The sequence below is a fragment of the Natrinema versiforme JCM 10478 genome, from assembly GCF_000337195.1.
Classification (GTDB): Archaea; Halobacteriota; Halobacteria; order Halobacteriales; family Natrialbaceae; genus Natrinema; species Natrinema versiforme.
Genome location: NZ_AOID01000041.1, coordinates 58964 through 70205 on the forward strand (window position 1 = coordinate 58964; position 11242 = coordinate 70205).

Genomic DNA, 11242 nt, shown 5'->3' on the forward strand with positions numbered 1-11242 from the left:
CGGCAGTTCGACCGGGAGCGGCGCGTCCGGATCGTCTTAGCGGGGAGTGTCGGTTTTACGATCTAGCTACTACTGCTGGAAATGTGACGTACGGTCGGAATATAATCGGGATAGTACTAGCTGGTTGTGTGCCATCTGTACCCCATAGTTGGATGGGGTCTAATAATCAGGTATATACGATAGTCGCCGGACCACTCGAGTAACGCATGTGGAGAAACATCGAAGGGAAGAGTTCATTGATCGAGAGAACGGGAGTAATGTCGGAAATATCCCAACCGACTGTGCGACAGTTGCTGGGGTCGCGGCCGAGAGCGGACCGTGGTATTACCGACGGCATCGGGGGTGACTAGTCGTGATCAAGATGACCAAGTGGCGGACGCTGGTGCTGGCGACGATCGGGTTTAATTTCTCGTTCCTGATCTGGTTCTCTTTCGCCCCCTTTACCGGGCCGATGGCCGACGAGTTCGGCCTCTCGGTGGCCGAACTCGGCCTGCTGGCCAGCGCGAACATCTGGCTGGCCCCGTTCGGTCGGATTCTGACCGGCTGGCTCTCGGACCGCTGGGGCGCGCCGACGGTGTTCGCGATCGTGTTGGCGTACGTCGGCGTGTTCTCGATCGCGTCGGCGTTCGCGCAGTCGTATACCGTCTTCTTCGTCGAACGGATGATCGTCGCGACGGCGGGGATCACGTTCGTCATCGGCATCCAGCACGTCTCCGAGTGGTTCGAAGAGGGAGAACTGGGGACCGCCGAAGGGATCTACGCCGGCATCGGGAACGCCGGCGCGGCCGGCGGGGCGCTTATCCTCCCGCGCGTGTTCGGCGAGAGCTGGAGCGGCCCCCTCTTCGAGAGCAACTGGCGGGCCGCGTTCTTCTACACCGGAATCGTCTCGCTCCTGCTCGCGATCACCTACTTCGTGCTGGGCGAGGCCGCAAAGAGCGAGGAGAAACGGCAGGCGACCAAGGCGACCGCGAATCTCAAAGACTGGCTCTACACCGCCACCCGCTACGGTACCGTCGTGCTCGCGCTGGCGTACGTGATGAGCTTCGGCCTCGAGCTCTCGATGAACGGCTGGCTCGCGACCTACTACCGCGAAGGGTTCAACACGAACAACCTCGTGCTCGCGAGCACGTTCGCCGCGACGTTCTCCGTCGCGGCCGGCCTGTTGCGACCGATCGGCGGCTACGTCAGCGACCTGCTGGCCCGCAAGGAAAAGAACATTCTGCCGATCTTCACCGGCAGATACCGCGAGCAGTGGACGTTCGTCTCGTTGTGTTTCATCGTCCTCGCGATGGTCGGCATGACGCTGGCCGGCCTGACCGGCGAGGTCATGCTGGCCGTCGGGGCCGGCTTCGTCGTCGGGATGGGCTGTGCGTTCGCCGAGGGCGCGATCTTCGCCCAGGTCCCGGCGATGTTCCCCAACAGTTCGGGGAGCGTCGCCGGCGTCGTCGGCGGCGTCGGCACCGTCGGCGGGATCGTCTACCCGCTCGTCTACGCCGCGCCGCTGATGCCGAGTCTCCACACCGGCTACTCCGTGGTCGCGGCGACGATGGTCCCTATCGTCCTCCTGTGCGCGTGGGTCTTCCAGCCCCACATCGCCGAGCGGGCGACCACCGGCGGCTGGATCGTCTCGAGCGAGAGTCCGTCCGGCGCGCCGACCGACGACTGACGACCGCGACCGATCGCCGCCGCGTCGACCGCCGGTCGATTTACGTCGGAAAACCCGACGGTCTTTTGACCCGTTCCCTGCTATCGTCGGGTAATGACTGCAGTTACGCTCGGACCCGAAGGAACCTACTCCCACAGAGCGGCGAGCGCGATCGCCGACGACGACGAGATCGACTTCCGACAATCGGTCACGGCGATCGTCGACGCTGTCGCGAGCGGCGAGTACGACCGCGGCGTCATCCCGATCGAGAACAGCATCGAGGGCAGCGTCACCGAGAGCCTCGACGCGGTCGCCGACTACGAGGTCGCCGTCGTCCGGGAAATCGTCACCCCGATCAGACACGCCTTGCTCGCACAGGGGCCGGAGTTCGACACCGTCGCCAGCCACTCGCAGGCGCTGGCCCAGTGTCGGTCCTACCTCGACCGCGAGCACCCCGGAGCGACCTTGGAGGCCGTCGCGAGCACGGCACAGGGTGTCGAGTTCGCCCGCGACGATCCCTCGGTCGCGGGGATCGGCCACCCGGCGAACGCGAGCGGCGACCTCAAGGTGTTAGCCGAGGACATTCAGGATCAGGACTCGAACGCAACGCGCTTTTTCGCGCTCGCGCCCGCCGACGAGCGCTCGACCGGCGGTGGGAAGACCTCGCTCGTGGTCTACCCGAACGCGAACTACCCCGGCCTGCTGCTCGAGTTGCTCGAGCCCTTCGCGGACCGGGACATCAATCTGACCCGCGTCGAGTCGCGGCCGAGCGGCCAGCGGCTGGGCGATTACGTCTTCCACATCGACTTCGAGGCCGGTCTCTACGAGTCGCGGACCGCCGACGCGATCGCGGACCTCGAGGCCCTCGCGGAGAACGGCTGGGTCCGGCGGCTCGGCTCATACGATACCGAGCACGTCGTCGAATAGGAGCCGGTACTCGAAGCAAAACGGCGATCAGTCGGCCGTCGCGGCGTTCTCGCGGCCGACCCACGTGCGGATGCGGTCGGCGTACGTCGCCGCGCCGAGCCCCGCGACGAACGAGAGGAAACTCGGGACGAGGATCCAGAGGAGGTCGGGGTGTGCCGAACCGGTGTGAAGGACAGTGTCGATCATACTGAAGGAGACCGCCACGAGAGATATAAGCGAACCGAACTTGGCAGCACTCTCCGTTACCGACTCAAATAATTCGGCAGGACGGGTCGGCTGTCACGGCGTCGAAGTCCGGGTGCGAGAATCGAACTACGCGTCTCAGCCGCACAGGCTGAAGGATAGGCCACTACCCCAACCCGGACACGAGCACGCTGCACTCACGACTACGACGACCGATGTATAATAAGCTCGGAGGGTCCTCACGAGCTGTAGATCACGAAGAAGTACTTGAGGCACGAGCGGGACAGCCCACGCCGATCGGTGGCCAGGGGAGAGACGAGGCTCCCGACCGAAACTCGTTTTTCCTCGTCTCCCGGTACCACGAGTATGGTACTCACTGCGGGCGACGACGCGCCGACCGTGACCGCGCCGAATCAGGACGGCGACACCGTCAGCCCCGCTTTCGAGGAGCCGACGGTCGTCTACTTCTATCCGCGAGACGACACGCCCGGCTGTACGATCGAGGCGAACCAGTTCCAGCGTGAGCGCGAGACGTATCGCGACGCCGGCGTCGATATCTACGGCGTCTCGACGGACGATGTCGACTCCCACCGGTCGTTCTGTGACTCGGAAGGCCTCAAGTTTGACTTGCTCGCGGACTCCGACGGGGAGATTGCCGAGGCCTTCGACGTCGACCTGCGAGACGGCGCGACCGCGCGAACGACGTTCCTACTGGCCGACGGCAAAGTCGAGGCCGTCTACGAGGGCGTCGATCCGGACGGCCACGCACGCGAAGTCCTGCTCGATGCGGTCGACGACGGCCTCGTAACCCTCCCCGAGTAGTCGCCTTCTGTCGCCGCGGTGCGGGCAGAATTTATCCCCGTCGGGCACCTACGGACGGGTATGCGACGCAATCCGTTCGACAACATAGAGGAAATGCTCGACCGCGTCAGCCGTCAGGTCGAGGAGGGAATGACCGCCGGTGGCCTGCAGGTCCCCGGGTCGGTCCCGGTCGACGTCGCCGACACGGACGAGGAATACATCGTCACGGCCGACCTGCCCGGCTATGAGACCGACGACATCGACCTGACGCTGTCGAACGGCACGCTTCGCCTCGAGGCCGACCGGATCGACGCGGACGACTACGCCGAGGGGCGCTATATTCGGCGCGAGCGGACCGAAACGTCGGCGAGCAGGCGGATCCGCCTGCCGGAGCCGGTCGATGAGGAGGGAGTGGCCGCCGGCTTCGAGAACGGCGTGCTGACGGTGCGGCTGCCGAAGGTATCCGGCGACGACGAGTCGCGACAGATCGACATCGAGTAGCGAACGCCGCCTCGAGGCTCCACATTTTTCACGAAAACGCCGATGCGGCCGTTCACGCGGTCGCAGCGTCTCACCGTCATCACAACGGGTTCGACAATCACAGTGAGCGGACGGTTCCGGGCAGTTATTATGTCCCGATGACAATTCGTCGGGCATGGTTCAACTGATCGCAGTCGCCGTCGCTGGGGTCTTTCTCCTGTTCGGGGGAATCATCCTGTCTCGAGCCGGCGAACTCGGCGGTCGCCGGGAGACGATCGACGAACTCGCGTCGGCGGGCGACGAACGGGTCGAACCGGGCGGCGAAGCGACCCTCAGCGGTCCGGTACACGTCCGTGAACCGGCGTCGCCGAGACGAACCGGTCCCGAGCCGAGCGAGGGCGGTTCGCCCGCTATCTGGGCGTGGCGGGTCCGTCAGAAGGAGAATGCGGGCAACGGGACCCGGTGGAAAACCGCCGACGCCGAACTGGCGGTCGGCGAGTTCGCCGTCGACCACAGTTGGGATCGCGTCCGCGTCGACGCGACGACGCTGGCGGTTCAGGAAGGCGATGACCCCTTCGATTCGCCGGGGCTGTTTCTCGGCGAACCCGAGACCGAATCCTATCTCGGCGACCTCGGCCCGGTCAATCGCTTCCTCGAGCGAACGGGACTGGCCGGCGAGGACGGCGTCGTCAGCGATCTCGAGTTTACCGTCAGCGTCGGCGGGGAGACTACCATGCCGGACAAGTATCAGGCCACCGTCGTCCGCGAGGGCGACGAACTCGTCGTTCGAGGTGAACTGACCGAGACGCCCGATGGATACGTCCTGCGAGGGACCGACGAGACGCCGCTCGTGATCGCGGCCGGGAGCCTCGAGGACCAGCGAGAACAGGTCCGCTCGTCGGTCCGACTCCGGAAGGCAGCGGGCGGGCTCCTCGTCTCCCTCGGGCTGGTCGTCGCGGTTCTCGGCGTCCTCTGAGTTCGGCCCAATTTTTGCTCCGTCTCAGTACCAGGCACCACCCGAGGAGACGTTGATGTCCTGCCCCGTGACGTGTCGCGACTCCGTACTCGCGAGGTGGACGGCCAACTCGGCCACCTCCTCGGGCGGGACGAGGTCGTCGATCATGAGGCTCTCGAGGACCTCGCCTTCGACGGCCTCGACGGGGACGCCCGCCTCCTCGGCTTGGCGCTCGAGGACGCCACGAATCCGATCGCCCTCGACCGGGCCGGGACAGATCGCGTTAACGGTCACGCTGTCGTCGCCGAACTCGGCGGCCAGCGCCCGTGTCAGTCCGATCACGCCCATCTTCGAGGCGGCGTAGGGCGTCCGGTTGGCGTATGGCCGCTTGCCGCCGATCGAGGAGATGTTAATGATACTGCCCCGCTCCGACTCACGCAGGTGCGGTGCCGCGGCCCGCGTCACCCGGGCGACGCCGACGACGTTGACATCCAGCGTCTCGAGCCACTCGCCGTCGGTCGTTTCCTCGATCGGTGCGGTCGGGCCGGCGATCCCCGCGTTGTTCACGAGACAATCCAGTCCGCCGAATGTCTCGACCGTCTCGTCGATGGCGTCGTTGACCGAGTCGGCATCGGTCACGTCGGTCTCGACAGCCAGCGTCCGATTCGGTGCGTCGATCTCGTCCGCGGTTTCGTGGATACCATCGCTCCGGGCCGCGAGGACGACGTTCGCGCCCGCGTCGGCGAACGCGACGGCGATCTCGCGGCCGAGTCCCTGACTCGCTCCCGTGACGAAGACCGTGGAATCTGCTACCATGGGTCGAGCATTGACGAGACGAGGATAAAACGTTCCGCCCACGCGCCGCTGCGGTCGCCTACGACTCGAGTCGTGTGTCGATCGATTCGACGGCTGCATCGACGGCTTTCGAAAGGCCATCGGGGCGGTCGCCACCCCGTTTCGGCGGTTCGAGGGGAAGTTCGACGGGGTAGTACGCGAACCGCTCGACTGCCCGGGCCGCGATTTGGCCGACGAACTCGGCGTTTGCCCGCTTCGAGGAAACGCCGCCCGAAGCGAGGTCGTAGTACTCGGTAAAGCAGTGACAGACGGTGACCGACTCGTACTCGTCAAGCAGCCCCGCCTCGAGGTGACGAAACAGCTTCGCCGCGTTGTCGGCGGGGTCGGCCCGCCGCCACTCGAGTTCGATGAGTACCAGCCGGGAGTCGCCGATCCCCGCGACATCGACCGGCGTCCCGGCGAGCCGGTGTTCGACGCGCCACTCGAGGCCGGGGCGGTGCTCGGCGAGTGCGTCGCGGAGGCGGTCTTGGGTCTCGCGTGCGAGTTCGCCCACGAGCTCGAGCTGGGAGCGGGTCACCGTAAGCGTTGTTCTCGAGAGACCGGCGCTGGAGCCGTCGACGGCCCGGTGGGCCGCGGTATGGAAAGGTATAGGGCGGGACGTCGCCCTAGAGGTATATAAGCAAATGAGCGACGCGGGATACGACCACGCGACGGTCGAACGGCGCTGGCAAGAGGCGTGGGACGAGGCGGACGTCTATCGGACGCCCGACGACGTCGAGGATCCGACGTACGTCCTCGGGATGTACCCGTACCCCTCGGGCAAACTCCACATGGGCCACGTCCGCAACTACACTATTACGGACGCATACGCCCGCTACCGGCGCATGCGCGGCGACGACGTCCTCCACCCGATGGGGTGGGACGCGTTCGGCCTCCCCGCGGAGAACGCGGCCAAAGAGCGCGATACGAACCCGCGGGACTGGACCATCGACTGCATCGAGACGATGACCGGCCAGATGGAGTCGATGGGCTTTGGCTACGACTGGGACCGGGAAATCACCACCTGCACGCCCGACTACTACCAGTGGAACCAGTGGCTCTTCTCCCGGTTCCACGAGGAAGGACTGGTCGAGCGCCGCGACGCCGAAGTCAACTGGTGTCCCCACTGCGAGACCGTCCTCGCCGACGAGCAAGTCGAGGGCGAGGCCGAACTCTGCTGGCGCTGTGACACCCCCGTCGAACAGCGCGAACTCGAGCAGTGGTTCCTGAAGATCACCGAGTACGCGGACGAGTTGCTCGAGGATATCGACGACTTGGAGGGGTGGCCCAACTCGGTGCGCCAGATGCAGCGCAACTGGATCGGCCGACAGGAGGGGACGGAACTCGAGTTCGGTATAGAGGGATACGGGGACGTTGAGGCCTTCACCACCCGCGTCGACACCATCCACGGCGCGACCTTCTTCGCGCTCGCACCCGACCACCCGATCAGCGAGGAGTTAGCGGAAGACAACGCCGACGTTCGGCGCTTCATCGAGGAGGAAGCCGACCCCGACGGGGACGAGCCAAACGGCGTCGAGACGGGACTGACCGCGACGAATCCCGTCACCGGCGACGAGATCCCGGTCTACGTCGCGGACTTCGTCCTCTCGGACGTCGGGACCGGCGCGCTGATGGCCGTTCCCGGCCACGACGAGCGCGACCACGCCTTCGCCGAGAAACACGACATCGACATCGTCCCCGTCATCGCTCCCGAACCCGAGGGCGACGAGGAGCCGACCGCACCCGACGTGGCGGAAGGCGCCTACACCGAGGACGGCGTCCTGATCAACGCCGGCGAGTACGACGGCCTCGACAGCGAGACCGCCCGCGAGCGCCTGACCGAGGATATCGACAGCGCCGAGTGGACCGAGCAGTACCAACTGCGCGACTGGGGGATCTCCCGCCAGCGCTACTGGGGCACGCCGATTCCGGTGATCCACTGCGACGACTGCGGTCCCGTGATGGTGCCCGAGGAAGACCTGCCCGTCGAACTGCCGGAGTTCATCAACACCACCGGGAACCCGCTGGACGCCGCCGAGGAGTGGAAACAGACGACCTGTCCGGACTGCGGCGGCGATGCGACCCGCGAGACGGACACGATGGACACCTTCGTCGACTCCTCGTGGTACTTCCTGCGGTACGTCTCGCCCGGACTGGACGAGGCCCCGTTCGATCTCGAGCAGGCAAACGACTGGATGCCGGTCGACCAGTACGTCGGCGGCATCGAACACGCCGTAATGCACCTGCTGTACTCCCGCTTTTTCACGAAGGTCCTGGCGGACCACGAGGGACTCGAGCACCGCGAGCCGTTCACGAACCTGCTCGCACAGGGGATGGTCCAACTCGAGGGCGAGAAGATGTCGAAGTCGAAGGGCAACGTGGTCTCGCCCCAGCGGATCGTCGAGGAGTACGGGGCCGACACCGCGCGGCTGTTCATGATGCAGGCCGCCCAGCCAGAGCGGGACTTCGACTGGAGCGAGGAAGGGGTCAAGTCGACCTACGCCTTCCTCGATCGGCTGAAGGGGATGGTCGAGACGTACGTCGCCGACGAACCGGACGGCGACGACGACGCGATCGCGAGCTACGTCGACGCGGAGATCGACGCGACGGTCGCCATCGCCAGCGACGAGTACGACGACCTGACGTTCAACAAGGCGCTGCGCGAGACCCAGGATCTCGTTCGAACGCTCCGGCAGTACGCGGAGTACACCGAACCCCACGCCGAGACCTACGAGCGCGGGCTGTCGGCCGTCGTTCGGCTGCTCTCGCCAGTCGCACCGCACCTCACCGAAGAGCTCTACGAGACGCTCGGCAACGACGGGTTCGTCGCCGAGGCCGCGTGGCCGACCGCCGAGGTCGACCGCGACTACGTCGCCAAGCGCCGCCAGCTGGTCGAGAACACCCGCGAGGACATCCGCGACATCGTCGAGGTCGCCGGCATCGAGGATCCGACCGCGATCGATGTCGTCATCGCCCCCGACTGGAAGTACGACGCCCTCGAGATCGCGATCGAGAGCGACGCCGACAACCTGATTGGCGAACTCATGCAGAACTCCGAGATCCGCGAACAGGGCGACGCGGCCGCCGATTACGGACAGGACCTGCAGGCCGAGCGAGAAGCGCTCTCGATGACCCTCGAGCCCGCGGCCGAACACGCGGCCCTCGAGTCCGCCGCGTGGCTGATCGAACGCGAGTTCGACGCGCCGGTCCGTGTCGTCCGAGCCGACGAGGCGGCCGACGACGTGCTCGCGAACGCCGAACCCGGCCGGCCGGCGATCGAGATCGACGACTGATCGCGGCGTCACCCTCGAGAAGACCGACGAGTCCGCGGTCGACCCGGCCGACTGACGGGCCGATTGAACCGCCATCGGATCTGACAGCAGACTATCTATTTTATACGCCGGCTCGTCGTAGGGTCGCTGGCAACTGTTGGTCGAGGATGAACGCACAACGCACGGATCCCTTTCGATGGTCGTTCGCGGACGGGTCGTCGCCGAAAGCACCGCACGTCGCCTCGATGACGTGGCGGGACGGGTTGTTCGTCCACTGGCCGGTCGATCCCGACGAGCTCCGGCCCCACGTTCCCGGCGAGGTGACACTCGAGACGCGAGACGGGCACGCGTGGCTGAGCGTGCTCCCGTTCGTGCTCACGAACGTCGGGTTCCGAGGGACGCCGTCGATCACCCGGCTTGCCTTCTCCGAACTCAACGTTCGAACCTACGTGCGGTATCGCGGCGATCCCGGCCTGTTTTTCTTCAGCATCGACATCGGGAACTCGTTCGTCGCGGCGACCCTGGGTCGAACGACCCGACTGCCGATCTACCGCGCGAAGATGCGCGTCGGGGCCACCGATGAAAACCACGTCGCCTTCGAAAGCGAGCGCCGATCGAGTGAGTCAGCGGGCGATACCACCGCCCGATTCGCCGCGACCTATCGTCCGGACGGCCCAGTCGTTACTGCCGAGTCGGACACGCTCGCACACTGGCTCACCGCGCGTCGCCGGTTCTATGCACCGGAAGCGAACGGAATCCTCACCGGCGAGATCGCCCACGACCCGTGGCCGCTCCAGCCGGCCGAAGTGGCGATCCACGAGAACACGATGTTCGACGCCAACCGCCTGCCGACGCCGACCGGCGATCCAGTCGCCCACTACGCCGACGAGCTGTCGATGACGGGCTCGATTCCGCGCCGGATCGAGACGTGATCGAGCCCGGCGACGGCAGCTGACTCGCCTCGAGAACGGTGGACTCGGCCGGGTACCGGGGCGCTGCCGACGGTTTCCTGTCGGAACAGAGTCGTCGTCCGTTCGGACACGCACATCGTTACGCTTGTTAACTACAATATGAGACAATAATTTACGCATAGTAGCAATGTCTACGACACACTCAGGAGCGGCCGGGAACGAACGGAATCCGTTCGTCTACGTCGTCGCGGCGTTGGCCGCGCTCAACGGGTTGCTGTTCGGGTTCGACACCGGGGTCATCTCCGGTGCGATGTTGTACATCCGAAACGCGTTCGAACTGACGACGGTGTTCGGCGTGTCGATGAGCGCCTCGTTCGTCGAGGGGATCGTCGTCAGCGGCGCGATGATCGGTGCGATCATCGGCGCGGCCCTCGGCGGTCGGCTCGCCGATCGGCTCGGGCGGCGACGGCTCATCCTCGTCGGTGCCGTCATCTTCTTCGTCGGGTCGTTCATCATGGCGATCGCCCCGACCGTCGAGGTCCTGATCGTCGGCCGGATCGTCGACGGGATCGGCGTGGGCTTCGCGTCGGTCGTCGGGCCGCTGTACATCTCCGAGATCTCGCCGCCCGAGATCCGCGGCTCGCTGGTCTCGCTGAACCAACTGACGATTACCAGCGGGATCCTCATCGCGTATCTCATCAACTACGCGTTCTCCAGCGCCAGCCTGTGGCGCTGGCTCGGCCTCGGAACCGTCCCCGGTGAGGTGTTCGCGAGCGGCGGCGGGTGGCGCTGGATGCTCGGCCTCGGGATGGTCCCAGCGGCCGTCTTGTTCCTCGGCATGCTGTTCATGCCCGAGAGTCCCCGCTGGCTCTACGAACACGGGCGCGAATCGGACGCCCGCGAGGTGCTGACGACCACCCGCGTCGAGAGCCAGGTAGAAGACGAACTCCGGGAGATCAAGGAAACGATCCGAACCGAGTCCGGAACGCTACAGGACCTGTTCGAGCCGTGGGTGCGACCGATGTTGATCGTCGGCGTCGGGCTGGCGGCGTTCCAGCAGGTCACCGGCATCAACACGGTCATGTACTACGCACCGACGATCCTCGAGTCGACCGGCTTCGCCGACACTGCCTCGATTCTCGCGACCGTCGGAATCGGTGCCGTCAACGTCGTCATGACCGTCGTCGCGGTGGTGCTGATGGACCGCTCCGGCCGCCGGCCGCTGTTACTGACC

At 65.8% G+C, this 11242-nt stretch carries 11 protein-coding genes; 8 read left to right on the forward strand and 3 right to left on the reverse strand.

Going from position 1 to position 11242, the window contains the following annotated elements:
* Window positions 1–361 precede the first annotated feature (361 nt).
* Entirely contained in the window at window positions 362–1666 is a 1305-nt protein-coding gene (locus C489_RS13420) for an MFS transporter (RefSeq protein WP_049890870.1), read from the forward strand.
* A 93-nt stretch (window positions 1667–1759) separates the two neighbouring features.
* Window positions 1760–2572, forward strand: a complete 813-nt coding sequence (gene pheA, locus C489_RS13425) for a prephenate dehydratase (RefSeq protein ID WP_006431839.1) — start codon at window positions 1760–1762, stop codon at window positions 2570–2572.
* 27 nt (window positions 2573–2599) lie between these two features.
* On the opposite strand, the gene C489_RS22215 is transcribed toward pheA, so the two are convergent.
* Window positions 2600–2758: a hypothetical protein gene (locus C489_RS22215; protein ID WP_006431840.1), complete on the reverse strand. Its 159-nt coding sequence runs from the start codon at window positions 2756–2758 to the stop codon at window positions 2600–2602.
* Window positions 2759–3121: 363 nt separating this feature from the next.
* Between C489_RS22215 and C489_RS13430 the strand changes: the two genes are divergently transcribed.
* From C489_RS13430 to C489_RS13440, 3 genes are all read left to right on the forward strand, one after another.
* Complete coding sequence (locus tag C489_RS13430) at window positions 3122–3577, forward strand: peroxiredoxin (protein WP_006431841.1); 456 nt, start codon at window positions 3122–3124, stop codon at window positions 3575–3577.
* A 60-nt stretch (window positions 3578–3637) separates the two neighbouring features.
* On the forward strand, window positions 3638–4057 hold the full coding sequence (locus C489_RS13435; RefSeq protein WP_006431842.1) for an Hsp20/alpha crystallin family protein: 420 nt from the start codon (window positions 3638–3640) through the stop codon (window positions 4055–4057).
* A 154-nt stretch (window positions 4058–4211) separates the two neighbouring features.
* Window positions 4212–5012 (forward strand): hypothetical protein, encoded by an 801-nt coding sequence (locus C489_RS13440; protein WP_006431843.1) that lies wholly within the window; start codon window positions 4212–4214, stop codon window positions 5010–5012.
* Between the two features lie 24 nt (window positions 5013–5036).
* Here C489_RS13440 and C489_RS13445 read toward each other — a convergent pair whose 3' ends face one another.
* Both C489_RS13445 and C489_RS13450 read right to left on the reverse strand, forming a co-directional pair.
* The gene (locus tag C489_RS13445) at window positions 5037–5807 is read right to left on the reverse strand and encodes an SDR family NAD(P)-dependent oxidoreductase (protein ID WP_006431844.1); all 771 of its coding nucleotides are present in this window, start codon (window positions 5805–5807) and stop codon (window positions 5037–5039) included.
* Window positions 5808–5865: 58 nt separating this feature from the next.
* Window positions 5866–6363 (reverse strand): hypothetical protein, encoded by a 498-nt coding sequence (locus tag C489_RS13450; protein WP_006431845.1) that lies wholly within the window; start codon window positions 6361–6363, stop codon window positions 5866–5868.
* A gap of 106 nt (window positions 6364–6469) precedes the next feature.
* Here C489_RS13450 and leuS point away from each other — a divergent pair, with 106 nt between their 5' ends.
* The 3 genes from leuS to C489_RS13465 form a co-directional block, all read left to right on the forward strand.
* Window positions 6470–9118 carry a leucine--tRNA ligase gene (gene leuS / locus C489_RS13455; RefSeq protein ID WP_006431846.1) on the forward strand — a complete coding sequence of 883 codons (2649 nt, stop codon included), beginning with the start codon at window positions 6470–6472 and terminating at the stop codon, window positions 9116–9118.
* A 146-nt stretch (window positions 9119–9264) separates the two neighbouring features.
* Window positions 9265–10029 (forward strand): YqjF family protein, encoded by a 765-nt coding sequence (locus C489_RS13460; RefSeq protein ID WP_006431847.1) that lies wholly within the window; start codon window positions 9265–9267, stop codon window positions 10027–10029.
* Between the two features lie 166 nt (window positions 10030–10195).
* Window positions 10196–11242 (forward strand): sugar porter family MFS transporter (locus C489_RS13465; protein WP_006431848.1); only part of this gene is annotated, 1047 nt, incomplete at its 3' end.